The 24,989-nt window shown below is 45.3% G+C and carries 24 protein-coding genes, 5 tRNA genes and 2 pseudogenes; 22 read left to right on the plus strand and 9 right to left on the minus strand.

The window, feature by feature from the left end; all coding sequences use genetic code 11:
• From N5P32_RS13250 to cobA, 8 genes and pseudogenes are all read left to right on the plus strand, one after another.
• The coding region (locus N5P32_RS13250; protein WP_265729514.1) for a hypothetical protein at positions 1–195 on the plus strand (195 nt) is incomplete at its 5' end.
• A gap of 227 nt (positions 196–422) precedes the next feature.
• A complete protein-coding gene (locus N5P32_RS13255; RefSeq protein ID WP_265729515.1) occupies positions 423–1,280 on the plus strand; it encodes a hypothetical protein in 858 nt (285 codons plus the stop codon).
• A 175-nt stretch (positions 1,281–1,455) separates the two neighbouring features.
• Positions 1,456–4,162 (plus strand): annotated as a pseudogene (locus N5P32_RS18285) (DNA translocase FtsK).
• A 53-nt stretch (positions 4,163–4,215) separates the two neighbouring features.
• Positions 4,216–4,845 (plus strand): outer membrane lipoprotein chaperone LolA, encoded by a 630-nt coding sequence (gene lolA, locus N5P32_RS13270; RefSeq protein WP_265729517.1) that lies wholly within the window; start codon positions 4,216–4,218, stop codon positions 4,843–4,845.
• Positions 4,845–6,185, plus strand: coding sequence for a replication-associated recombination protein A (locus N5P32_RS13275; RefSeq protein WP_265729518.1), 1,341 nt, complete (start codon positions 4,845–4,847; stop codon positions 6,183–6,185). Before lolA ends, N5P32_RS13275 begins: the two co-directional genes overlap by 1 nt.
• A 27-nt stretch (positions 6,186–6,212) precedes the next feature.
• Entirely contained in the window at positions 6,213–6,584 is a 372-nt protein-coding gene (gene crcB / locus N5P32_RS13280; protein WP_265729519.1) for a fluoride efflux transporter CrcB, read from the plus strand.
• 96 nt (positions 6,585–6,680) lie between these two features.
• Positions 6,681–7,982 (plus strand): serine--tRNA ligase, encoded by a 1,302-nt coding sequence (gene serS, locus N5P32_RS13285; protein ID WP_265729520.1) that lies wholly within the window; start codon positions 6,681–6,683, stop codon positions 7,980–7,982.
• A 40-nt stretch (positions 7,983–8,022) separates the two neighbouring features.
• On the plus strand, positions 8,023–8,790 hold the full coding sequence (gene cobA / locus N5P32_RS13290; protein ID WP_265729521.1) for a uroporphyrinogen-III C-methyltransferase: 768 nt from the start codon (positions 8,023–8,025) through the stop codon (positions 8,788–8,790).
• 120 nt (positions 8,791–8,910) lie between these two features.
• On the opposite strand, the gene N5P32_RS13295 is transcribed toward cobA, so the two are convergent.
• The 6 genes from N5P32_RS13295 to hpf all read right to left on the minus strand — a co-directional run bounded on the left by N5P32_RS13295 (position 8,911) and on the right by hpf (position 11,529).
• Positions 8,911–9,231: a TusE/DsrC/DsvC family sulfur relay protein gene (locus N5P32_RS13295; protein ID WP_265729522.1), complete on the minus strand. Its 321-nt coding sequence runs from the start codon at positions 9,229–9,231 to the stop codon at positions 8,911–8,913.
• Positions 9,232–9,236: 5 nt separating this feature from the next.
• The gene (locus N5P32_RS13300; RefSeq protein ID WP_265729523.1) at positions 9,237–9,524 is read right to left on the minus strand and encodes a DsrH/TusB family sulfur metabolism protein; all 288 of its coding nucleotides are present in this window, start codon (positions 9,522–9,524) and stop codon (positions 9,237–9,239) included.
• Positions 9,525–9,526: 2 nt separating this feature from the next.
• A complete protein-coding gene (locus N5P32_RS13305) occupies positions 9,527–9,874 on the minus strand; it encodes a DsrE family protein (protein ID WP_265729524.1) in 348 nt (115 codons plus the stop codon).
• Between the two features lie 3 nt (positions 9,875–9,877).
• Positions 9,878–10,270 carry a sulfurtransferase complex subunit TusD gene (gene tusD / locus N5P32_RS13310; protein WP_265729525.1) on the minus strand — a complete coding sequence of 131 codons (393 nt, stop codon included), beginning with the start codon at positions 10,268–10,270 and terminating at the stop codon, positions 9,878–9,880.
• Positions 10,271–10,386: 116 nt separating this feature from the next.
• Complete coding sequence (locus tag N5P32_RS13315) at positions 10,387–11,040, minus strand: Bax inhibitor-1/YccA family protein (protein WP_265729526.1); 654 nt, start codon at positions 11,038–11,040, stop codon at positions 10,387–10,389.
• A 171-nt stretch (positions 11,041–11,211) separates the two neighbouring features.
• A complete protein-coding gene (gene hpf, locus N5P32_RS13320) occupies positions 11,212–11,529 on the minus strand; it encodes a ribosome hibernation-promoting factor, HPF/YfiA family (protein ID WP_265729527.1) in 318 nt (105 codons plus the stop codon).
• Between the two features lie 230 nt (positions 11,530–11,759).
• On the opposite strand from hpf, the gene N5P32_RS13325 reads away from it, so the two are divergent.
• The 8 genes from N5P32_RS13325 (at position 11,760) to N5P32_RS13360 (ending at position 16,859) form a co-directional block, all read left to right on the plus strand.
• Positions 11,760–12,569, plus strand: a complete 810-nt coding sequence (locus N5P32_RS13325) for a DnaT-like ssDNA-binding domain-containing protein (protein WP_265729528.1) — start codon at positions 11,760–11,762, stop codon at positions 12,567–12,569.
• 64 nt (positions 12,570–12,633) lie between these two features.
• Positions 12,634–13,284, plus strand: a complete 651-nt coding sequence (locus N5P32_RS13330) for a replication protein P (RefSeq protein ID WP_265729529.1) — start codon at positions 12,634–12,636, stop codon at positions 13,282–13,284.
• A gap of 120 nt (positions 13,285–13,404) precedes the next feature.
• Entirely contained in the window at positions 13,405–14,046 is a 642-nt protein-coding gene (locus N5P32_RS13335) for a response regulator (protein WP_265729530.1), read from the plus strand.
• Positions 14,047–14,064: 18 nt separating this feature from the next.
• Entirely contained in the window at positions 14,065–15,888 is a 1,824-nt protein-coding gene (uvrC, locus tag N5P32_RS13340) for an excinuclease ABC subunit UvrC (protein WP_265729531.1), read from the plus strand.
• 45 nt (positions 15,889–15,933) lie between these two features.
• Entirely contained in the window at positions 15,934–16,494 is a 561-nt protein-coding gene (gene pgsA, locus N5P32_RS13345; protein WP_265729532.1) for a CDP-diacylglycerol--glycerol-3-phosphate 3-phosphatidyltransferase, read from the plus strand.
• 96 nt (positions 16,495–16,590) lie between these two features.
• Positions 16,591–16,665, plus strand: a tRNA-Gly gene (locus N5P32_RS13350).
• Positions 16,666–16,687: 22 nt separating this feature from the next.
• Positions 16,688–16,761: transfer RNA gene (locus N5P32_RS13355), tRNA-Cys, on the plus strand.
• 11 nt (positions 16,762–16,772) lie between these two features.
• Positions 16,773–16,859, plus strand: a tRNA-Leu gene (locus N5P32_RS13360).
• Between the two features lie 110 nt (positions 16,860–16,969).
• Here N5P32_RS13360 and N5P32_RS13365 read toward each other — a convergent pair.
• Positions 16,970–17,167, minus strand: coding sequence for a CPXCG motif-containing cysteine-rich protein (locus tag N5P32_RS13365; protein ID WP_265729533.1), 198 nt, complete (start codon positions 17,165–17,167; stop codon positions 16,970–16,972).
• Between the two features lie 177 nt (positions 17,168–17,344).
• Between N5P32_RS13365 and N5P32_RS13370 the strand changes: the two genes are divergently transcribed.
• Together N5P32_RS13370 and N5P32_RS13375 are read left to right on the plus strand one after the other, a co-directional pair.
• Positions 17,345–17,782, plus strand: a complete 438-nt coding sequence (locus N5P32_RS13370; RefSeq protein WP_265729534.1) for a DUF4156 domain-containing protein — start codon at positions 17,345–17,347, stop codon at positions 17,780–17,782.
• Positions 17,783–17,886: 104 nt separating this feature from the next.
• Positions 17,887–18,318 (plus strand): acyl-CoA thioesterase, encoded by a 432-nt coding sequence (locus N5P32_RS13375; protein WP_265729535.1) that lies wholly within the window; start codon positions 17,887–17,889, stop codon positions 18,316–18,318.
• Between the two features lie 58 nt (positions 18,319–18,376).
• Here N5P32_RS13375 and N5P32_RS13380 read toward each other — a convergent pair.
• Positions 18,377–18,461, minus strand: a tRNA-Leu gene (locus N5P32_RS13380).
• Between the two features lie 75 nt (positions 18,462–18,536).
• Complete coding sequence (locus N5P32_RS13385) at positions 18,537–19,763, minus strand: EAL and HDOD domain-containing protein (protein ID WP_265729536.1); 1,227 nt, start codon at positions 19,761–19,763, stop codon at positions 18,537–18,539.
• A gap of 243 nt (positions 19,764–20,006) precedes the next feature.
• Here N5P32_RS13385 and N5P32_RS13390 point away from each other — a divergent pair.
• The 4 genes and pseudogenes from N5P32_RS13390 to N5P32_RS13405 all read left to right on the plus strand — a co-directional run.
• Positions 20,007–20,082, plus strand: a tRNA-Ala gene (locus N5P32_RS13390).
• A gap of 114 nt (positions 20,083–20,196) precedes the next feature.
• The gene (gene recC, locus N5P32_RS13395) at positions 20,197–21,966 is read left to right on the plus strand and encodes an exodeoxyribonuclease V subunit gamma (RefSeq protein ID WP_265729537.1); all 1,770 of its coding nucleotides are present in this window, start codon (positions 20,197–20,199) and stop codon (positions 21,964–21,966) included.
• Between the two features lie 40 nt (positions 21,967–22,006).
• Positions 22,007–23,569 carry an exodeoxyribonuclease V subunit gamma gene (locus N5P32_RS13400; RefSeq protein ID WP_265729538.1) on the plus strand — a complete coding sequence of 521 codons (1,563 nt, stop codon included), beginning with the start codon at positions 22,007–22,009 and terminating at the stop codon, positions 23,567–23,569.
• Positions 23,566–24,861, plus strand: a pseudogene (locus tag N5P32_RS13405) (UvrD-helicase domain-containing protein); the annotation flags it as partial. The gene N5P32_RS13400 and the pseudogene N5P32_RS13405, both read left to right, overlap by 4 nt.
• Between the last annotated feature and the right edge of the window lie 128 nt (positions 24,862–24,989).

A 24,989-nucleotide genomic window follows, 5' to 3' on the forward strand; every position in this document is an offset into this window, starting at 1 on the left:
ACCGATATGAAAAGTAAGGAAGAAAAGGTATTCGACTTGCGACTTGTTGACACAATGTTATGCTTAATTCGTTACATTGTGCATGAAAAATCGATTTTTTTGTTCTTTGATGTCCTGGTTGAGTGTTTTTCACTCAAAAAAGGGGGCAAAATGAAAAAAAAGAGAAAAAAAGTGCAAGGAGTGCTTGACCAGTAATGGAAAACTTGGTTTTAATCGATGCAGTCCTAAACGGTAGTTCGAAAAGATCATTGAATACGGTGTTGGGAACTACAGATAATTTGCTTTTTTGGCAATTGTCACAAAAGTGAAACTGATCGGTTTTAAGATACACGAGTCGTTGATTTAACAACGTTTCTTGGTTAGACGAAAATCAGTCAAAAGGTCTACAAGACCACATAATATAATATAAAGGGGAATCTTGAATGAAAGCGATTAAACTTGCTTCTGTGTTTGCGGTATCTGCTGTTGCTGCTGCCGTTTCTACTGCTACTTTTGCTGCTGATGCAATCATCACTGGTAATGCTGGCATTGAATATGTAACTAATGATAATGGCACTAGCGAACTTAGTGGTACAAATGAAGGTGAACTAGAGCTTCAAATTGATACTGGTATTGTTTACGCTGAACTTGAATTTGCAACTAACGGCGGTACTGCTGAAGCTGGTGAAGGCGTAGATATCGGTCTTGAGAAATTGTACGTAAAACAAGGTGCAGTTTCTTTCGGTCGCTTCGACGGTACTGTAGCGACTGGCTCTTTCATGGGTATGGATGAGTACTACGGTGGTGTTGATCTAAGTACTTCTGGTGATACTGATAGCACTGGTATCCGTTACAAGGTTTCTCCAGAGCTAACAGTAGCTCTTGAAGCAACTGCAGCTTCTGGTACAGAAGATGGTGAAATCGGCTTTGCTGCATCTTACGTTGCAGATTTTGGTGGCTTCAAAGCGGGTATCTCTGGTGGTGCAGTAGGCGATGCTAACGCTGTTAACGTTGGTGTTCAAACTGTTGCTGGTCCAGCGACTGTTTCTTTGAACTACGGCTCAGGTGCATCTGGCGCAACTGGCGATACCGATGTTGAACTTATGACTGCATCTATTGCGTTTGCAGCGTCTGAAGCGTTGACCTTGACTCTTGAATACTCAAGCGATATGGAAGCTGAAAACAACGGTACTTACTTCGTTGGTGAATACGCTATGGGCGACCTAGTTTATTACGTGAAAAACTACGCAGGTGACCTAGGCTCTGGGCTTACTAAAGTTGGTGTTAAAGCAAACTTCTAAGCGATTCCCTAAAGGTCTTCTCTGAAAAATGAGAATACCTTTACGAGTTAAAGCGAAAGCCAGCCCTTTGGGTTGGCTTTTTTTATGGTAAGCTTAGCCAACTTATGACTCCGCAGAATGGAGCGTGGTTTGTTTGGATTAGCATAAAATAGGAAGGCGCGTTTTGTCAGAAAAAATGAGTGAGTCGGTACGATCACCAATTTGGGATATGTTTGCTAAACAGGCGGCGTTTATTGCTGCGCTTTTGTGTTTGTTCTTTTTCGGGTTAGCGACCTATACCTACAGCCCCAATGATGCTGGTTGGTTTTATTCTGGCAGTGGTGCGGCTATTCAAAATTCGATGGGGCCCATTGGCGCTATTATTGCTGATCTCGCCTCTGGCTTTTTCGGTTCTTTATTTTATTCATTGCCTCCTTTGTTTTTTTGGGTTGCCATTATTATATGGCGTAACCCGCATTCCCTGCTGCCACTTAATAATGCGTTGTTATGTACTATTGGCAGTATTCTGTATTTGTCTTTTGGTTCTGTGTTGTGTTTTTTGCATACGGTTGGTGAACCTACCCTCCAGTATGGTACGGGTGGAATATTAGGGCGTGGCCTTGGGCTTGTGTTATATGGCTTTATTGGTTATGACGGAGCAACGTTAGTCAGTCTCGCGCTGGTTGTGTTGTCTTTTACTTTGTTGGCGCAACTGCATTGGTTAAGCCTGATGGATGGATTGGGTGAAAAGGCATTTGCGTTTACGATGCATGTTCGACAAAAATGGTCAGCTCGACAAGAATTGAGACATCAGCAAAATGCGGATTTAGATGAGGCTGTTGATGATATTATTGAAGAACCTGCCATCGTCAGAAAAAGGCGTTTAGCTAAAAAAGACACGGCTGAAACGAAACAGGCGGACCGTATTGGGTTGGATGATTCCAATGATGTGGATACGCAGGAAGGTAAAAAGTCTCGATTTGGCTTTTTGTCTTTATTGTCTAAATCAAATAACAAATCGTCGAAAGATGCTGTGACGGAGGCGTCGTCGAACCGACTCCATGAAGAACCTGAGTTTGGTGGTCTGGATGAGCTGTCTCTAGATGATGAGGTAAACTTTGGTGATACACTTTACATCGAAGAGTCTTGGGATACGCCAAAATCTAAACCAAACACTGCGGCGGATAGCGCCTCGCCAGTGACTGATAATTCAGCTACAGATCAAGAACCTTCTCGAGATCCAAATGCCTTCATCTACTGTTTCTAAAGAGCAAGCGGATGCCATGTTGTTTGAAGATGATTCACCTTTTGTTATTCCTCCTGCACATAAGCCAGCGTTTCGAACGCTATCGGAAGCCAAGCAGTTGGATTCTCTTTCTGGGCCTGTGGCATCAGAGAGTATTAAACAGCCAGCAGAGAAGGGTTACTCCCTGCCAGATCGTGCCGTGTTGACGAAACCAAAGCCAAAGCAGGGCGGTTACTCTGAAGATGAGCTGCTGGCGCTGTCGGAATTATTGGAACAACGTTTACAGGATTTTGGTGTGAAAGCCGAAGTGGTTGAGGTAAACCCAGGCCCAGTTATAACGCGTTTTGAAATTCAGCCAGCACCGGGTGTGAAAGTATCCAGAATCACGAATTTAGCAAAAGACCTTGCCCGTTCTTTAAGTGTTATGAGTGTGCGTGTGGTTGAAGTCATTGCGGGTAAATCCACTATCGGCATTGAAATCCCCAATCAGGTACGGGACACGGTGTATTTTTCTGAGGTCATAAATTGTGATGCCTATGATCGGTCTTCATCCCCTCTAACTTTGTCTCTTGGCCATGACATTTCTGGAGAGCCTGTGGTGGTCGATTTGGCCAAAATGCCCCATGTCTTGGTGGCGGGGACAACGGGTTCTGGTAAATCTGTTGGTGTGAATGCAATGATTTTAAGCATGTTATTGAAGTCAACGCCAGACGAAGTTCGTATGATCATGGTTGACCCAAAAATGCTGGAATTGTCAATTTATGAAGGCATTCCTCACCTTTTGACGCCCGTTATTACAGACATGAAAGACGCGGCAAACGGTTTGCGTTGGTCGGTAGATGAAATGGAGCGCCGATATAAGTTGATGTCGAAGCTCGGTGTGCGCAACATTGCGGGTTACAACAAAAAAGTACGTGATGCGATGGATGCGGGTAAACCCATAGAGGATCCACTGTGGCAGCCTGAGATGGCGATGTTTTCAGAAGACGGTGTCGCTCGAACGGTTCCGCATCTAGAGCCACTGCCTTACATTGTGATCATCGTTGATGAATTTGCTGACATGATGATGATCGTTGGTAAAAAAGTCGAAGAGTTGATTGCTCGAATTGCGCAAAAAGCGCGAGCAGCGGGCATTCATTTGATTCTGGCGACTCAGCGCCCATCGGTGGACGTTATTACTGGTCTGATTAAAGCCAATATCCCCACGCGTATGGCGTTTCAAGTGTCCTCTAAAATTGACTCTAGAACGATTCTTGATCAAGGTGGAGCCGATCAGTTATTGGGCATGGGGGATATGTTGTACCTTCCTTCCGGTTTGCCAACTCCTATCAGGGTTCATGGCGCTTTTGTTTCCGATGATGAAGTGCACGCTGTGGTTGAGGAATGGAAACAGCGTGGGGAGCCAGAATACATAAACGATGTTGTGGTGAATCCAGAAGACTTAATGTCAGGTGACGACAGTGAAGATAAAGACGCACTTTATGACGAAGCGGTGAAAATAGTCATTGAAACGCGTAAAGCTTCTATCTCTTCTATACAACGTCGATTAAAAATAGGGTACAACAGGGCGGCTAATCTCGTAGAAGCCATGGAAGCGGCTGGATTGGTTGGCCCAATGGGCACCAATGGGCAAAGAGATATTTTAATTCCAGAGTAAAGGTTAGCGTAAAATTTTTAAGGCCTTTGTTTGTGTATTTTTGGAGAAGTATTTTGGTTAAAAAAATAGTTGGCGTTGCGGTTATTGGTTTTATGGTGTGTATTCAAGCAATGACAGCGCAAGCTCAAGACAGCGCCTCGGATTCAATAGAGCGTTTATTGGAAATGAACCGCAATATTGAAGGCGAATTTCGTCAGGTGACTTACGATGAAAAGGGGAAGCAACTTCAAGCCAGTGAAGGAATTTTTCTTTTGGCGAAACCCAATCAGTTTGTCTGGGACAGTGTGACACCATTTTCACAGCGCATTATTTCTGACGGGAACTACATTACTGTCTGGGATGTGGATTTAGAGCAGGCAACCAAAAAGCCGCTTTCTGGCGCAATAGGCAACTCTCCTGCGGCATTATTGGGCAGACCCGCTGCCGAGGTTTTACCTCACTATACTGTGGCGATGCTGGGGCAAGAGAAATTTCGTTTGCAACCAAAAGAAGACCAAGAGTTGTTCCAAGCTTTGACCTTGTCTTTTCGTGACGAGGTGATCAGTGCAATGAGCATTGTGGATGCGCTTGGCCAAACCACGGTCATTGAATTTAAAAATGTTGAAACGCATGATGGCGTGGCAAAAGAGAATTTTGTATTGGATTTGCCAGCCAATGTCGATGTTATTGTAGAAGGTCAGTAATGAGAGACCTGTTTTCAGACATCTCAACAGGAGGGTACCAGCCGTTAGCGGCCAGAATGCGTCCTGTGAGTTTGGATGATTATATTGGTCAGTCACATCTTGTTGGCCCTGGAAAGCCTTTAAGACGCATGGTTGAAACGGGTCATTGTCACTCTTTCATCTTATGGGGGCCGCCTGGCGTTGGTAAAACAACGTTTGCGCAGTTGTTGTCTCATGCATTGGATGCGCAATTTATTGAGATCTCGGCGGTTATGTCGGGGGTGAAAGACATTCGTGCGGCGGTGGATCAGGCGAAAAACCTGCGCCAAATGAATGGTGTCCAGACGGTCTTATTCGTTGATGAAGTGCATCGTTTTAATAAATCTCAACAAGATGCTTTTTTGCCGTTTATTGAAGATGGTACGTTTTTATTCATTGGTGCGACGACGGAGAATCCCGCCTTTGAATTGAATTCTGCTCTGTTATCAAGAGCGCGGGTGTACCGACTAAAAACACCCAGCGCCGACGAGGTGATGTTGGCGTTGCAGCGAGCGCTGCTCAATCTTGACGATACGAATAATGGCTTTCAGATAGACGAGTATTTTTTGTCTGTATTGGCTCAAGCGGCAGATGGTGACATTCGTCGAGGGCTGAACTTCCTTGAGATTTTGTCTGATTTGGTAGAGCCCGGTAGCAAGGTAACCCAGGAGCAACTAGAAGATGTTTTGGGTGGCAGCGTACGTCGTTTTGATCGTAAAGGCGATGTTTTTTATGATCAGATTTCTGCCTTTCATAAGTCGGTTCGTGGTTCCTCACCGGACGGTGCTTTGTACTGGATGGCCAGAATGCTTGATGGAGGGTGTGACCCTTTGTATATCGCGCGTCGTCTGTTGGCGATTGCCTCAGAAGATATTGGCAATGCCGATCCGCGGGCGTTGCAAATTGGCTTGAACGCGTGGGATGTCTTTGAGCGAGTTGGGCCAGGAGAGGGTAATCGTGCGATTGCTCAAGCGGCTGTTTATATGGCGTGCGCGCCTAAAAGTAATGCGGTTTATAAGGCATTTAATCAGGCGATGACGGATGTGGCCGCGCAGCCAAGTTATGAGGTGCCAGTGCATTTGCGCAATGCGCCAACGTCGCTAGCAAAAAGTATGGGGCATGGCGACGAGTATCGCTATGCGCATAATGAAGCGCATGCGTACGCCGCAGGTGAAAACTACCTACCAGAAGAGTTGGCTAGTATGCGTTATTATGAGCCGACAGACCGTGGCTTAGAGAAAAAAATTAATGATAAGTTGGCTTGGTTGTCCGATTTGGATGATCAAAGTCCGTTGCAGCGTTACAACCCTTTATCTGACTAGTTTCTTATTTCTCCACAGGAACACAATATGATGTATTTCATGATTGCTATGGGCGGCGCGTTTGGCGCGCTAAGTCGCTATGGCATGACAAAGTGTATTAATTCTTACTGGCATCACCATTTCCCTTTTGCCACGATGCTAGTAAATGTTCTTGGCTGCGTATTAATGGGGGTTGCTTTCGTCGTGATTAGTGAGCGTATGCCATCGTTAGAACCCTATCGCCCCTTGGTTATGGTGGGTTTTTTGGGCGCATTTACGACTTTTTCGACATTTTCGTTAGAAATTGTCGCGCTTATTAATATGCAGGCTTGGCTAAGTGCCATAAGCTATTTATTATTGAGCTGCATTTTGGGGGTGTTGGGTTTGGCTGTCGGTATGACGGTGACCCGTTTGTTCTGATGTTTTTTGCTGTTGGTTAAAATTGCCTGTACAAGTGACTGGCAGAAAACGCCCTTATTTATTTTTATACATTGTTTGAAGGATATTGTTGCACCGATGTTAGACATTAAAGCATTACGCGCTGACCCAGAAGCCATTGCGGCTCAACTTAAAAAGAAAGGCTATGAGTTGGATGTGGCGACTTTTTCTTCCTTGGAAGAGCGTCGTAAAGCCATTCAAATAGAAACGGAGCAGTTGCAACAAGCCCGAAATTCGGTATCCAAAGACATCGGTCAGGCTATGAAGTCTGGCGACAAAGACAAAGCGGCTGAGCTAAAAGCACAAACCGCAACGCTGGGTGATGACCTTGAAGCGGCTAAAACACAGTTGACTCAAGTTCAAGAAGAGCTAGAAAGCTTGTTAGAAGGCATTCCAAACTTGCCTCATGCTTCTGTGCCTGAGGGTAAGTCAGAAGACGATAACGTTGAAGTTCGTCGTTGGGGAACGCCTAAAGCGTTTGATTTCGAGCCAAAAGACCATGTTGATCTTGGTGAAGCGATGGAAATGCTGGATTTCGAAGCGGCAGTTAAAATTACTGGCTCTCGCTTTGCTGTGATGCACTCTGACTTAGCACGCCTACATCGTGCTCTAACGCAATTCATGATTAATACTCATGTGGATTTACATGGGTATTCTGAAGTGTATGTTCCTTATTTAGTTAACTCCCATTCTTTGAAAGGGACAGGCCAGCTTCCTAAGTTCGAAGCCGATTTGTTCAAAGTGCCAGTGGACAAAGAAAGTGGAAATAACGATCTTTACCTGATTCCAACAGCCGAAGTGCCTGTAACCAATTTAGTGCGTGATGAGATTTTAAATGACGCTGATTTGCACAAAAAATTCGTGGCTCATACGCCTTGTTTCCGCAGTGAAGCCGGCAGCTACGGACGAGATACTCGCGGCATGATTCGTCAACATCAGTTTGAAAAAGTAGAATTGGTGCATGTGTGTCGTCCAGACCGCTCTGAAGCAGTGCTTGAAGAGCTTGTTGGTCATGCGGAAGTTATTTTGAAGAAGTTGGAGCTTCCTTACCGAACTGTGATCTTGTGTGGCGGTGATCTTGGTTTTTCTGCCCATAAGACCTACGACATTGAAGTTTGGCTACCAGGCCAAGGCAAATACCGTGAAATCTCATCTTGTTCAAATATGTGGGACTTCCAGGCTCGTCGTATGCAGGCGCGCTGGCGTAATCCTGAAACTGGCCGACCTGAATTGGCACATACTTTGAATGGTTCTGGATTGGCAGTAGGTCGTACATTGGTGGCAGTGCTTGAAAACTACCAAAATGCAGACGGTAGTGTGCGTGTTCCTGATGTCCTAGTGCCTTATATGGGCGGTAAGACGGTTTTGAAAAAAGCGTAAGCTACATTTTCTAATAAAAAAGCCTCAAAGGAGGCTTTTTTTGTATGAGTGGATATTTGACATTATGACGGGCAAGGTCTATTTGATTGGTGCGGGTCCAGGTGATCCTGAGTTGTTGACGTTAAAGGCACATCGTTTGCTAAAAATGGCCGATGTGGTTTTATACGATCGCTTGGTTGGCAAAGAAATTATTGAGCTCATTCCTGAGTCAGCAGAAAAAATGTACGTAGGGAAGGCGAAGTCTATGCACAGCCTTCCACAGGAAGAAATAAACAGTTTGCTCGCGGCCAAAGCAAAAGAAGGCCGTATGGTGGTGCGCCTGAAAGGGGGCGATCCATTTATATTCGGTCGCGGGGGCGAAGAATTAGAAGAGCTTATTGAAGAGGGGGTACCTTTTGAGGTCGTTCCTGGTGTTACTGCAGCCGCTGGGTGCGCAGCGTACGCGGGTATTCCGTTAACACACCGAGATTACGCGCAATCTGTGCGCTTTCTGACGGGGCATTTGAAGGACGGAACGACGGAATTGCCTTGGGAAGAGTTGGTTCATCCTGCACAAACCTTGGTGATTTACATGGGCTTAACTGGCCTTAAAGATATTAGTCAGTCCTTGATTCGCTTTGGTATGAAGCCGTCTATGCCTGTGGCTATTGTTGAAAAAGGCACGACAAAGGAGCAGCGCGTTTTTACCTCCACGATTCAAGATGTTTATGACGTGTCCGTGGTGAACGAAGCCAAATCGCCTGCCTTATTGATTATTGGTGAAGTTGTCTCGCTGCAGGAAAAACTAGAATGGTACGGAAAGTATTAGTTGTGGCGAGATGTCATTTAGTGGTGTTGTAGGTCGTGCTTTAGCGCGTCAAAGGTTCTGGTTTGGTGTGATCCTGCTTTTGACGACCTAAAGGCCGACCTACATGGTTTGTTGTCTTATTTATAAGCAATTTGCGGGCTTGGGAAGCCCTGCAATTTTGGCGGCCAATTTCGGCGGGCTACCGGGAAAAAGCGTCATTAAATATATGCTTCGACCTTTTTCGGCGCCGAGTTTTTTTGATACCGCTTTGACTAATGGGCGCATGGCAGGGGATACTTCGAACTCTTGATAGAATTCTCGTAATAAATGAATAATTTCCCAATGTGCGTCCGTTAACTCAATGTCAACTTCTTGCGCCAATTGATTAGCAAGCTCTGGTGTCCAATCTTGTAGATTAAGCAAATAACCTTCTTCGTCTAAAACTAACGTCTTTTCTGTCATATCGACTACCAACTAATGTTTGATTCTGCGCTAAAGGTTAACTCGACCCATTCTTCATCGGAGAGGGCGATGCCTAGCTTTGGTGATAGGCCGTAGGCTGCTGCGTCACTTTTTAGATAATATAGCTCAGCTTGCTTCGCGTTTATGAGTGTTTGTATCAGGCTAGTCTGCTGAATGGTTCTTAAAAAGCCTTCTTCAATAAGTAGTATTTGATCGCCAGCTTGCACGCTGTTTTGCCACGTTGCCTCGAGTGTTGCAGGGTAATCGAGTTGATTTATTTGGTGTAGTCGCATAATTAAAACCGGAAAACCTGTTGGTATTGTGAAAACATCGTTTGCCACTCGACTTCATCAAGCGGCTGCACGCCTTGCCAAGTTGTATTGGATTCAAGTTGTGCGTTGGCTTTTTCTATGTAGACGTTTTCAATGTCGTAAAACTCCAGACCAGCTAACAGCTTATGTAGATTTTTACCGTGTTCTGGTGTTGGCTGTTGGTTGTCGGACAAAATTGCTACCGCCGCGCCAGAAAGGCATAAATCGACAGGTTGCTCGAACGTGGCCAGAACCAGAGCAAGGTCTAAACCTTCTTTACAGGCTAGGCTTGTATAAGGGCTGGCGTTTAGGTGAATGAGAGTGTGTTTCATGGATTACCTAAACTGAATGATTTTATGGGTGGTGTTCATTAGATCAACAAGTGTTCCTAATCCTTCAAGCTGGAAGTTTTTTGCCAAAGTGTGTTGCTCCAGCGCATAACGACGACTTTCATTTTCGTTGATGATACCGCGTCTTACGGCCGCGGCAATGCACAAATAGAGAGGGATGTTTTGCTGCTCAGCGATGTCTTGCCATTCTTTGGTGAGGTTGATCTCATCTCTTGGTGGTTGTGCTATTTGGCTGCCAACAAGCACAGCGTCTTCATAAAAGAACACCCCTTTTATGCTATTTGGGTATTTGGAGACGGCGGCTTTTATAAAGCGAAGCGCAGAGTGGCAGGCTTTGCTTTGATAAGGTGAGCCTGTGATGAGCAGCGTGTATTGCATTGCAATCTAACCTTTGAACGGACTTTGAAAGTTATTTTGTTTTGTAAGTTATTTTGTGAAGTTTACACACAAAAAAGGCCGCAGTCAGCGGCCTTTTATAGTGAGGTACGTTGCGATTAGTCGCGAGACATACCCAAAAGTGATAATACACTTAGGAACATATTGTACAGTGAAACATACAAGTTGACGGTCGCCATAATGTAGTTTGTTTCACCACCGCGGACGATTTCACTGGTTTGCAGCAAAATAACTGCCGCAGAGAAAAGCGCAAAACCCGCTGAGATAAAGATTTGTAATGCTGGCATTTTAACGAAAATCCCAGCGATCACAGCAAATAACAAAACAAAGAAGCCAACCGTGATGAATCCATTAAGGAAACTGAAGTCTTTCTTTGAAACCAATGCGTAAGCAGACAAGCCTAGGAACGATAGGCCAGTAATGCCTAGAGCGCTCATGATTAAGCTCGCACCGTTTGCCATGTTCATATAAGCGCTTAGGATGGGGCCAAGGGTAAGGCCCATGAAGCCAGTCAAAGCAAATACACACAGAATACCAGCGGCGCTGTTTTTAAATTTGTGTGTTAGGAAAAGCAAACCATAAAAGCCTACTAGAGTAATAATTAGACCAGGATGGGGTAAGTTGAAAGCCATGCTCATGCCCGCAGTGAAGGCGCTGAACAATAGGGTAAGCGACAACAGTCCGTAAGTATTGCGGAGCGTTTTATTTGCCGCTTGTGACGTATGTGTCGAAAGGGCTTCTGTGTAACGCATGAGTTAACTCCTTTAGGGTTTAAGACTATCAATAGACTTAATATGCGTGCGAAAGTTCCAAACTTCAAGTTAGATTGTTTATTAAACCCCAAATACTAAAAAACACCGCATTGATCGGTGTTTTTAAGTCAAACTGTGACTCAGTTTGGTTTGGTGTTTTTAGTTTGGTGTTTAATGGGGCTCCAATGTTTTGTGGACGCTGCTGCTTTGTTTGGTTTTATGCTTGTCTATTTGTCGTACCAGTTTGTCAACCATGTCGTCTATGGCGTGAAAAAGTCGATCCTCAGAAGACGCCGCCGCAAAAATATCTTTGCCAGGAAGATGTAGGCTGGCTTCTGCTTTTTGGTATTTGTTGTCTTTTAATAGGGTGACATTAACGGAAGTTATTTGGTCTGTCAGCTTGGATACTTTTTCAAGCTTTTCATTAATATGGTCTTTGATTGCTGGGGTGACGTCGATATGGTGTCCAGAAATTTTGGTAGTGTGCATACTACTTGCCTCCAGAGTAACGTTCGCAGGGCAGACAACAGAGTTCAAATTAAAAAAGACGACAGGTAAATTGAAATCAATGTTGCTGTAGTTTCAGCATAGGTGGGTTTTTGAATGCTGTCAAAGTTGCCTAGATGCCTTGTCAAATATGAATGCTTTGCATGAAGGTTGTCGTGCTTATGGGTAAGGCTTTTGATAAACTGTTGTGCTAATTATGCGAAGCGAGATTTATGTTGGATAACGACTATTCATTACCGATATCATTTTCAATGGCGGCTCAGATAGGCTTAGAGGAAACCGTATTGCTGACTTTTCTAAAGCAGCAGGTGTACCTCGCTAACTCAACGCTATTGCGTGTTGAAATGAGCCGGCTGAGTGCTCAACTGCCGTTCTGGACAGTGCCGATGTTGATGCGTTTATTGGCGAATTTGCAAATTAGTCAGCTATTAAGTTTTCAGCGTCAGGAAGAAGTGATCGAAATTCAATTGGCGTCCTCTCAAAAAGTGGCGCAAGCGGTATCGCCTGCACCAGAGATAACGGCAAAAGAAGATTCATTAATGAGCAAGATGGATCGTCTTCATAAAGCGTCTCGGGAGAAACCGGAAGAGTTTACCCCTCAGCCAAAAAGTTACCCTGCGAAACAGCCTGCTCGACAATACGATGCGCCATTTTCGCCCCCGGTTGTGAATGACCGTCGCGGCGTGACGGACTTCGATTTATATTTAGAACAGAAAGAGCGTGCTCGACAGCCAGATCAGTGGCAGCCTGAAGAGGCAACATTAGAGCAAATAGGGCAAGCGGGTATCGCCCGTGAATTTGCGTTGTCTTTGCAGACTGAGTTCTTACTCAGAATCAAAGAACAGCGCAAAAACGTGAGAACTTGGAACAGCGAATTTTTTAAATACGTAAAACGTCAGTGGCAATACAAACAATCGGATAGGTCTTCATATGAAGGAACCTCAGGCAGTTCAAAATTTACTAAAACCTCTAGAGAACAGGTTAGCGACGCCCTCAACAACATCCACGACACAGACTGGTGAGTATGGCGCGGCGCGAGAGTCGGGGCCGACGGAGGCTGAGCAACAAACTCGTGTTTTAGTAAATATGCTGTTTGCTCGTTTTAAGGCGATTTATACGCACAAATTTGCCTCGGCATACAGCACCACAGATGAAGTGAAATTAGCAAAACGAGAGTGGGCGATTGCTCTAAAAGGCTTTCAAGAGCCTTTGTTAGCCTACGCCGTTGAGCGAACCAAAGAAGTCCACGCTTGGCCGCCAACCATTGCGGATTTTTTAAAGTTAATTAATACCGCCTACAAAGCGTATGGCTTAGCGGATCCTCGTACTGCCTATCTTGAGGCTTGTGCTTGTCGAACGGATCCTTTGCAATATAAATGGAGTCATCCCGCGGTGTTTTTTGCGGGGTCAGACACCGGTTGGTACAAATTAAAATCGGAAGAAGAGCGAGTTAGCTGGCCGTTGTTTGAGCAAAGCTACTTAAAAGTGGTCGACCGTGTTATTGCGGGTGAACGCTTAGTGATTCCGAAGGTTATTATGATCGAAGATAAGCAGACGCTTAACGTAAAGGGCTTGGCGAGCAGAATTGCGGCTGAGTTAGGCGTAGAAGAAGAGCAAATAGTGCCCTTACTTTATTACACTCAAAAGACTCATGGCACGGGTGTGCGTATTCGATATCGAGAAATGAGTCAGCAAGCATTGCAAAAAATGGGTTACAAAGACACTTTGCCAGAATAATGGGGTGTCTTTCTGTTTGTTATATAACATAATTTGGTAAATAGCAGGATGCTGTGTGCGAGACCTCACCTTATTAAGGTGAGGTCGACACAATATATAGGACAGTTTGGTGAGGTTGTTATGTTAAAGGTATTGATTGTTGACGACCATGATGTGGTTAGCCAAGGTATTAGTCGTGTTTTACAGGATGTAAATGGTGTGGATGTGGTTGGGGTTGTGCATTGTGGTGAAGATGCCATAGTGCAAAGTAAGACGCTGCAACCGGATATTGTGCTGATGGATGTCCATATGCCGGGCATTGGTGGATTGGGAGCAACAAAAGAAATTAAACGTCTCTTCCCTAGAATTAAAATCATCGCGTTGTCGGCGTTAGAAGACAATTTGTACCCAGTGAAATTGCTTGAAGCTGGCGCATCAGGTTATTTGACAAAAGGGACAAAAACCTCAGAGATTTTAGAAGCATTAGAGGCTGTCTCCAAAGGTGAGCATTATATTTCTAAAAGCGTTGCCCAGCGAATGGCGCTGTCTAAATTTTCAATAGATGGCGAAGGCTCGCCTCTAGGGCAGTTGTCTGATCGAGAATTGCAGGTTGCTCAGATGATCATCGATTGTAAAAAATCCAATGAAATCGCCGAGCTACTTAATGTGAGCCCTAAAACAGTGAGTACATACCGTACTCGAATTTTTTCCAAATTAAGTATTGATAGTGACGTTGAGCTGATTCATTTGGCCATCCGTTATAATGTGCTTGGTATGGGGTAGGCGAAGAACGAGGTTTGTTTGAGCCATTCAGAATTTGATCCAAAGCATTTTGTTAGCAATCTAACCACACGTCCGGGCGTTTATCGCATGTACGACGTGAAGGGTGAGTTGCTTTATGTGGGTAAGGCAAAGAATCTTAAAAATCGTGTCGCGAGCTACTTTCGCGTCACCGGATTGACGACGAAAACCATGGCCTTGGTAAGTCGTATTCACACCATAGAAATTGCAGTAACCAAAAGCGAAACAGAAGCTTTGCTTTTGGAGCAAACGCTGATTAAGCAACATCGTCCTCCGTATAACATTCTTTTGCGCGACGATAAATCCTACCCTTACATTCTGTTGTCGAACCACCCACACCCAGCCTTATTGTTTCGTCGTGGCGATAAAACGGATAAGGGAACGCTTTACGGTCCTTTTCCAAGTGGCAGTGCAGTTAAAGAGAGTTTAAACACCATGCAGAAGGTGTTTAAAGTGCGTCAGTGTGAAGACAGCACCTACTCGAATCGCTCCCGCCCATGTTTGCAGTATCAGATTAAACGTTGCTCTGGGCCTTGTGTGGGTCTGATCAGTGACGAGCAATATGATTTAGACGTGCGTCACGCGCGTATGTTTTTACAAGGGAAAGACCAAGAACTGACGGCTGAAATCACTGCTCAAATGAGCGCGGCCGCCGCAGACATGGAGTTTGAGCGAGCCGCTGAATTGCGCGATCAAATTATTCAGCTGAAACACATTCAAGAACAACAGCATGTATACGGACAAACGGGAGACGCTGATGTGCTTGCGTCTATTATTCAGCCCGGCGGTTTGTGTGTGCATGTGATGATGGTGCGCAAAGGTAAAGTCGTTGGCAGTAAAAGTCACTACCCTAAAATGCCGATCGAAATCAGTGAAGGCGAGTTATTATCGTCTTTTATTGCGCAATTTTATCTGGGTGGTATTCAAGAGTTACCTAAGACGCTTATCATTAGTCATGAACTAGAAGACAGTGATGCGCTGGTGGAAGGTATTTTTGAAACCACGCAGAAAAAAATAGAAGTGCTAAGCAATGTCAGAGGTCAGCGAGCTCGTTGGCTGGATTTGGCAAAGTTGAATGCGGAGCAGGGTTTGCAGGCGCGTTTGTCAGATAAACGCAATCATTTTAGTCGTATTACAGCGCTGCAAAAACTATTGGGTTTTCCTGAAGCGCCTAAACACATGGAGTGTTTTGATATTAGTCATTCCAGTGGTGAGGCAACGGTGGCTTCATGTGTGGTATTCGGGCCTGACGGACCAGATAAAAAACGCTATCGATCATTTAACATTGAAGGTGTTGAACCGGGTGATGACTATGGTGCCATGAAACAAGCCCTGACGCGTCGTTATAAGCGTGTCAAAAGTGGCGAGTTAGAAGCACCTGATGTGTTATTGATTGACGGTGGTAAAGGTCAGCTAACGCAAGCGGAAAATGTACTAAAAGAATTGGGACTGGTGAATATTTTTTTACTGGGGGTCGCAAAAGGCGATACCCGTAAGCCGGGTCTAGAAACCTTGTACATTGGTTCGAAAGAAGACGAAGTGGTATTGCCACCAGATTCTGCGGCGTTGCATTTGATTCAGCACATACGGGATGAAGCGCATCGCTTTGCTGTAAAGAGCCATAGACGTAGACGAGATAAAAAACGTCGTCATTCAGTATTGGAAGACATTCCGGGTATTGGGCCGAATCGTCGTAAAGAGTTGTTGACGGCCTTTGGTGGCTATCAAGAGTTGCTGTCAGCCAGTCAGGAAGACATTGCTAAAGTGAAAGGCATTAGTGCGAAAAAGGCCGAAGAAATTTATCTCTACCTTCATAAAAGTTAAGCTTGGCTGAGTGTTGGTGCACTTGGCGTAATTATTAGGAATAAGATGAACATACCGAATATATTGACTTCCGTGCGGATTTTTATGATCCCTGTTTTGGTTGTAATTTACTATTTGCCATGGGAAGGGCGTTACCATACTTGTGCTGTTATTTTTGCGTTGGCGGCCATCACAGATTGGTTGGATGGGTACTTGGCGAGAAAGTTAAATCAAACCTCAGCCTTCGGTGCTTTTTTTGACCCTGTGGCGGATAAGCTGATGGTGTCGATTGCTTTGGTTTTGCTGGTCGCGAGTTACGCCAACCCGTTGTTGACGTTAGCCAGTGCCGTTATTGTAGGGCGAGAGATCGTTATTTCGGCCTTGCGTGAATGGATGGCGGAAATGGGTAAGCGTGCCAGTGTTGCCGTGTCCTATATTGGTAAGCTAAAAACCACCATGCAAATGTTAGCGATTTTTATATTACTAGGAAGCCGTCCAGACACGCTGGTGGCTCATATTGGTGAGGTGGTATTAATTGCTGCGGCCTTATTAACGCTTTGGTCTATGTACATTTATCTAAAAGCCGCATGGCCAGAACTCATGTCCAAAGAGTCGAACAAAAACTAAACAGATTTGAAAAAAGTGCCTAAGTTAGTTATTTATTTGGATTTTTTCCTTGACGTGAAAGCTCAAATACATAGAATAGGCACCGTCTTTTGAGACGCGGGAATAGCTCAGTGGTAGAGCACAACCTTGCCAAGGTTGGGGTCGCGAGTTCGAGCCTCGTTTCCCGCTCCATTCAAAAGATAATCTGATAGAAGGCCGGATGGCAGAGTGGTCATGCAGCGGACTGCAACTCCGTGAACGCCGGTTCGATTCCGACTCCGGCCTCCAATGTCAGATATGCCCGGGTGGTGAAATTGGTAGACACACAAGACTTAAAATCTTGCGCTTTAACGAGCGTACCGGTTCGATTCCGGTCCCGGGCACCATTTATGGTGCCTTTTTTTATGCCTGAAATTTATAAACTCTCTTCTGATTTACTCCTTTAAAGTACCTTTTGTTTTTCTCTTTTTGTCAATTTTCATGTTGCTTCGTGTTTTTAGAAAGTTTCATTTTCTGAGTGAACCGACACCGAGGTTGAGCCGTCGAAGGCTGTGTCGATGTTGAAGGTGATCGGCCGGCAGCAGACTTGGCAGTCTTCTATGTATTCTTGGCTTTCGTCCAGAGTTTCAATAATGACTTCAATGCTCTCGCCGCAGTATGGGCAAGTGATGTCTTTTTCAATGATTTCGTTCATGGTGTGCCTCTTACTTCTCTTTTGTTGCTTTGCTTTTTTGGCCTCTATGATTAGATCATAGACGAGGCTGGGTTTATTGGTTTGTCTTTTGGTGGAATATTCATACTTTTATCAATCTGCTTTCGTGGTCTTTGTGTAAGACTGTTATTATTTAAGCTTCTAAGGTGAGGTGCTGTGATGATCAATTCTATTAAATGCTTGTCTGTATTGGTGTTACCTGTGCTGTTGCTTGGCTGTTCTACTGGGTCTCACGTCGTGACGGGGCAGCAGATGCCAGAGCTTGAGGTGGAGCAGGTGACGATCTTTGAGGAGGCGCCTGCGTTTGACTATAAAGTGATTGGCACGGTGAGGGCGTCCAGTGATGGTGGCTTTACGGAAGAGTCCAGAAAAGAGAAAGCCGTTCAAGAGTTGAAAGAACAAGCCGCCAAGATTGGTGCGAATGGCGTGATATTGGACGATGTTACTCAGTTGTCTTTTCGGCGTTTAGGCACCGGTGTGGGAGTTGCCGTCAGCAGTGCGGGTGGTGTTGGTACATCAATTGGTTCGAGCTTTTCTTTTCCAACTGCAGAGGTGACAGGAACGGCGATTCATTATGAGTTGTCAGCTGAAAAGTAATGGCATTTTATGCTGCGCTATATAAGGGTTTTTGCGGCCTTGTGATATTATTTTTTGAATTGTGCATTTTTAAGTAAATGATCGAAACTGGGTGAGAGTGTGGTATGTCGGGATTAGAAGAAAAGGCAAAAGGTCGTCTTACGACTAGGACGGTGGCGATGCCGGGGGATACTAATCCTGCGGGTGATATTTTTGGTGGTTGGGTTGTGTCTCAAATGGATATCGCGGCAGGGATTTGTGCAGGGCAGCGCGCGCAGTCTCGTGTGGTGACGGTAGCCTTGGATGGGATGAGTTTTATCCGTCCTGTAAAAGTTGGCGACATTTTGGGGGTGTATACCAGGGTTGAATCCGTTGGTCGTACTTCCATGAATATCCTAGTGGAAGCATGGGTTCGCCGCGGCCGAATTGGCCAGCGCGAAAAAGTAACGGAAGGTATGTTCAAGTTTGTTGCGATTGATGAGAGTGGCGCATCGACGCCGATCCCAAAAGAAGAAGATTTACCAGATTATGTGCTGCATGGATTTGACGATTATTAACCTGAAGGAAAATTGAGAGCAAAAAAAGCGCTTACCGAAGTAAGCGCTTTTTTAATGTTGGTACCAGTAGGCGGACTCGAACCGCCACACCCGAAGGCAACGGATTTTGAATCCGTCGTGTCTACCAATTCCACCACACTGGCCTTGAAAAAGGTGAAACGTATTCTATGTTTTTTTCTAAGAGTGTCAATCGTTTAAGTGAAAAATAAATGTTTTTTTTAATTTATCGATAGCATGACTTCCTCGGCCCACAACATCGCGTCTAAAAATGCTCTGTTTAAGGTTGTTCTTTTTTGTGGGGTCATGGATTGGATATCATCCCAGTTTTGTTCTTCGCAATTGAGTGTTTGGCTTAAATAGCTGCCTAATTCTCCGGTTTGGCTCATAATGGCAGCCCTAGAATGTTTATCTAGGGCGATTTGTTCCAGCACGACGGATTTCTCAACGTTGAATACTGCGTCAATGCCTGACATAAGTCCGACCATAAACGCTGTGTCGGCTAAATCTGACTGGTTGCTTTGCGCCAGTAGTTGGCAGCAACGACCCCGAGTGAGGAGTATTTTTAACAGGGCTTTAGGCTGGTTAGTGGAAGACGTGAGCGTGATGAGCAATGCCCACTTTTTAAGTTGAACTAAACCTAAAAATATAACCGCTTCTTTAATAGATACAACGGTTTTGGACACGCCACAGACTGGGCTGTTTAAAATTCGTAATAGTTGATAGGACAGTTTTGGATTTTTACCCACCAGCTCGGTAATGGCTTCGATGCTAATGTCTTTGTCTTGTAGGGCATTAACCAATTCAATCGCGCCATGAGTCGCGGAGTCTATTTTCTTGCCCTTGATCAGTTCTGGTCGTTGCAAGAAATACCCTTGAAATAAGTCAAAGCCAATTTTTTTGCAGAGTTCGAACATCTCGACGTTTTCGACTTTCTCGGCGAGCAGGATTAAGCCTCGGGCTTTTAGTTCGGCGATTTGAACCAGGAAGTTTTCTGGCGGAGTCGCTAATACATCTATTTTAACAATTGAAATCCACGGTAATAAAGCTTCGTAATTTGCGTCAAACTGATAATCGTCTAGTGCAAAGCGATAGCCTGCTGATCGCCATTTCTTTAAGGCCTCAAAGAAGTCTGGTGTGAGCTGTTGGCTTTCTAGGATTTCGATGTAAACGGTATCTGGATCGATCGGGAAGAAGGCATCAGACAGCATTAAATCGGTTGTCATATTGACAAAAAAAGGCTTTCTTAGTTGCGATTCTAGCTTGGTTATGCCAATGCATAAGTTAACCAATACTTGGCTGGTCGCGGATTCTCCGTCCGAAATATTGGCATTTAAGGCGTCCTTTCCACGGAATAAAAGCTCATAACCAAAGATGTCTTTTGATTTTTTCAAAATTGGTTGTTGAGCCATCATTAGATCATCTAAGACCGTTGGAAATTCGATCATATACTTCTCTTTTATTGCTTTTTAGTTGTTGTTCTAGTTCTTCAAAATAGGGGGTATCAAAACATACCTTTCTGGATTATGGCAACGAGGAATGTGGTGAAATGCTTTTTAATTATTGGGAAAAAATAATTCATAGTCTGTCAAAAAGGTTGACACCTATTAAAAGCATCCATAAAATTCACCGCGTTCAAATAATCTTTGATCTTCTCAGGACATTCAGTCCACCAACGCTTAGCGTTTTGTGGGGCCTTAGCTCAGCTGGGAGAGCGGTTCGCTGGCAGCGAACAGGTCAGCGGTTCGATCCCGCTAGGCTCCACCAATCAACTTCCTTTTCTCTTTTAATTAAATCATTCAGTTCTTCTTTTTTGTTGCATCCAAGGTTAGGCTTAATGGTATTTTTATTAAGATCCTTTTTGAAGCCTAGGATTCGTGCATGTTTCAACTTTATACAGGTAACCGTCTAGAGGATTTAGCCGTGTTACTTGCCAAAATTTTAGCTGTTTCACCACCAGAAAACCCCTTTGATGATGAATCCATTTTGGTGCAAAACCCCGGTATGGCGCAATGGCTGAAGATGTTTCTGGCTGAGTCGCATTCCATTGCCGCAGGTTTGGTGTTTCCTCTGCCTTCTACCTTTGTTTGGCAAACCTTTGCGCAAACCTTGGACGATATTCCTTCGCAAAGCGAATTTAACAAACCTTTCTTAGTGTGGCGTTTGATGCGCCTGTTGGATACTCGTCTCGGTGAACCGGAATTTCAAGCGCTGAGTTGGTATCTTAAAGAAGACGACACACAAATCCGCCGCTTCCAGTTATGCAGCAGCATTGCCGATATTTACGATCAATATCTGGTATATCGCCCAGATTGGATCAAATCTTGGGAAGGTGGCGAAGCACAAGATTCTAAACTGAAAGCGATCTTTGAGCAGCAACCTTGGCAAGCCATTTTGTGGCGTGATCTGGTTACCGATATCAGCCAGCAGGGAACCTCGCTTTATCATCGAGGTAATCTGATTGAAGCTTTGCATGACGCCACACAATCGTCTTCCCGACCTGTTGGCGTGCCAGAGCGAATCTTTATTTTTGGTGTGTCTTCTTTGCCGCCGAATACCCTTGAATCTCTTCGCGTTCTGGCCGCTTCTGGCTGGATTGATGTGCATTTATTTTTACAGAACCCTTGTCGTTTTTACTGGGGCGATGTGGTTGATAAGCATTACTTAGGTCGAGAAATAAAACGCCAAACCCTCAAGCCAGGATTGAGCACCGATACTTTGCATTTGGACGCCAATCCTTTGTTAGCCAGCTGGGGGCGTTTAGGCCGAGACTACATTGCGCAGCTGCAAGAAATGGCTGACAACGAACTAGAAGTATTTGAAGATTATCTGCGTGAGCAATCGAGTGGTTTGCTGCAATGGATTCAGCAAGATGTGCTGACTTTAGAAAATCATGGCTCGAAACAAGAGCGAGACGCCAGCATTGCCAACGCTGACTATCGGCATCCCGTTGCGGCAGATGATCAAAGCATTCGTGTACATCGTTGCCACAGTCCGTTACGGGAAGTGGAGGTTTTGCATGATCAGTTGTTGCAGATGTTCGAGAGTGATCCGAGTTTGACGCCAAAAGACGTCATTGTCATGTTGCCCGATGTGAATACTTACAGCCCGTTTGTTAAGGCTGTTTTCGGAAGATCAAAGCAGATTCCCTTTGCCTTGATTGACCAATCTGGCGGCATGGAAAACCCAATTGTTGACGCCTATTTGTATTTGCTTGGCTTAGGCGAAAGTCGTTTCACCTTGTCCGAATTGATCAGCGTATTAGAAGTCCCAGCGGTGTTGGCGCGTTTTGAATTAACCGCCGATGAATTAGAGCGTATTCGCCAATGGTCGACAGAAGTGGGTATTCGTTGGGGGCTAGATGGCAAAACCGCGCAGCAACATGATCTGCCAATACAAGAATCCCATACTTGGCTGAATGGCGTGCGTCGCATGTTGCTGGGTTACGCCATGGGTCACGACCATATTTGGGAAGGCACGCTAAGTTACGGTGATGTGGAAGGCTTAGAAGCGTCAGTGGCCGGTAAACTGGCTGAATTTTTGGTCGCTATTAATGATGCTCAATCGAAATTGATGGAATCCCTCGCGCCGAAAGAATGGATTTCGACTCTGTATTATTTGGCAGAGCGTTTCTTCTTATTAGAAAGATGACGATGCCTTTCAGGTCTTACTGACTAAGCAGCTTGACGCCTTGACCCTGCAATGGCAACAAGCGCATTTTGACGCCCCGTTGGATCAGCAAGTTATCCGCCAGTTGTTGTCGCCTTTGTTGCAAGAATCTCAAGGCGGTCAGCGCTTCTTAGCAGGTCGAGTGAACTTTTGTACCTTGATGCCCATGCGGTCTGTGCCGTTTAAAGTGATTTGTGTATTGGGCTTAAACGAAGGGGATTACCCTCGCAGTGTTGCACCGATGGGATTTGACTTGATGGTTGGGCAATATCGCAGTGGTGACCGAAGCCGACGAGAAGACGATAAATACTTGTTCCTTGAAGCCCTAATGTCTGCCCGAGATTGTTTTTATATCAGTTATGTGGGTCGCAGTATTCAAGACAACAGTGAGAAAAATCCGTCTATCTTAGTAAGTGAATTGCTGGAATACATCGGCCAAAGTTGTGTGTTTGAAGGCGATCAAGCATTAGCGCCAGACGATGCACAGAAAGCCTTGTTAGAAAAACTGATTCTTGAACATCCTTTGCAGCCATTTAACGCGGCGTATTATTCGTCTCAACCGTCTTTAGATGTCAATTCGCAGGCATCTGATAAACGTTTGTACAGCTATGACGAACAATGGTTGCCAGCTTTGTTGAGTGTTCCTATGGATGATGAGCATTTCGAGTTTTCACCGTTGGATGGTTTGGAGCAGCCAAGGTTAGAGCTTGCCCTTGATGAGTTGTCGCGTTTTATTGGCCATCCGACGCGTTACTTCACCCAGCGTCGATTAAAAGCCTATTTGAGCTTGCAAGAAGAGGAAGAGAAAGAAGACGAACCGTTCGCACTGGATGGCTTGGCGGGTTATCAGCTGCGCGAAGGTTTGTTGCAAGCCATGCTAAAAGGCGATGAAGATCAGTTTGTCGAGCGTTTATCTTTGATGGGCGCGTTACCTTATGGCGCGCTGGGTCGCTTGTCTTTGCAGCAGAGTCGCGGTCAATGTCAGCAGCTTTTTTCTGTGTTGCAAGGTTATGCATTAGAAGAATGTGAACCGATTGAAGTGAACTTGGCCCTTGGCAGTATTGTTTTGCAAGCTTGGTTGGATTTGCCGACGGCGACGACACGCTTGTCTTATCGCATTGGCGATTTATCCGCCCATCAAAAAATGCAGGCGTGGATTGAGCATTTGGCTTTATGTGCTCAAGGTACGCCCAAGCAGCATCATCTTATTAATCTGAGCAAAACGGGTAAATTGCTACAGCACAGTTTTATTGTTATCCCGCCGAAGGATGCTCAAGACTATCTCAACACTATGCTGGCGTTATTGCAGCAAGGCTTGTGTCAGCCGATTGCCTTACCGGCCAAAAGTGCTGACGCCTGGTGTAAAAGCTATTGTTCGAGCAAAGCGCAAGAAGACGCGGATATCGCTTGGGAGCAAACATTGAAGCCTTACCAAGACAACAGCAGTGCTTTTACTCGCAGTGAGGTAGACGATGCTTATTGGCAGCGTTATTTCCCTGATTTAAATCGCCAAAAGGAACAATTTGTCGCCTTGTGTGAGCAAATTTGGTTGCCCATGCATCGTCATTTGGAGGTGATGGAATGAGTCATTCCGCAGAGCCACAAACTCTCATTCCTGAGCCGCTCAACGCCTTAACCTTCCCATTGTTTGGCAAACGTCTAATCGAAGCCAGTGCAGGCACGGGGAAAACCTACACTATTGCCAACTTGTATTTGCGCTTGCTGGTGCCAACTGGGCCGTCTTTATCTGGAAATAACGCAGATTTAGACAAGCCGCTGACAGTGGATCAAATCTTGGTGGTGACCTTTACCGAAGCCGCCACCGCCGAGCTAAAAGCCCGTATTCGTGGACGCATACGCGTGGCGCGAAAAGCCTTATTGCAGGGCGAAAGTGGCGATGTATTTCTCGCGGATTGGATGGCGCAAATGTCAGCCGAACAACGCGCTGGCGCCATTGAAAAATTACTGTACGCCGAAAAGCAAATGGACGAAGCGGCGGTGTTCACTATTCATGGCTTTTGTCAGCGCATGCTGAGTCAGAATGCGTTTGAAAGCCGCATGTTGTTCCAACAAACCATTGAGACCGACGAGCTGGCGCCATTGTCTATGGCAGTGAAAGACGTTTGGCGTAGTGTGTTTTATCCAATGGACGACACCAAAGCGGCTTTGATTCAGCCAATTTGGTCGAATCCAGACGCCTTGTTGAAAGACTTATATTTACTGAATAATCAGCCTGACGCCAAAATCGCTGTACCAGATTACGACTGGGAAAGTGCGTTAAGTCAGGCTCAAGAAACCATGGCGGCGGTGCGCGCCATGTGGTTGAGTCAGTCGCAAGATATTATTGATGCCCTTGAGCGCAGCGGTATTAAGCGCACTTTTTGGCGCAAAGACCCCTCGAAAGATATTGAGGCTATGACGCAATGGGCGCGTTCCTCGCGTTTTGAATTAGACAAAAGCCTCGAAAAATTTGATACCAATGAGCACGCTAGCCGATTGAGCAAAGGCGGCGATTTGCCTGCGCACGAATTTTTTGGCTTGGTGCAGTCTTTGCGGGAAAGCTTTCCTGATGCGGGGCGATTAAAAGCGGTATTGCTGACTCAACTTTGGCAACAAACCCAAGAACGTATGAAGCGCTGGAAGCGCAGCACACAATCTCTGACGTTCACAGACTTGCTAACTTCTCTCGATGTGGCGCTAACGCAAGACGAAGCAGGCAAGTTAGCCGAACGTATTCGTCACCTTTATCCCATTGCTCTGATCGATGAGTTTCAAGACACGGATGCGGTGCAATATCGGATTTTCTCGACGATTTATGCGTCAGCGCAAGTGGACCAAAATACGCTAGGCTTGATCATGATCGGCGACCCTAAACAGGCAATTTATGCCTTTCGTGGCGCGGATATTTATACCTATCTGGCAGCAAAAAAACGGGTAGACGCTGTGTACTCTTTGGCGATCAATTATCGTTCTTCTGCGGCCATGATTCAGTCTGTTAATGGACT

Source organism: Marinomonas pontica (assembly GCF_026191375.1).
GTDB classification, from domain to species: Bacteria; Pseudomonadota; Gammaproteobacteria; order Pseudomonadales; family Marinomonadaceae; genus Marinomonas; species Marinomonas pontica.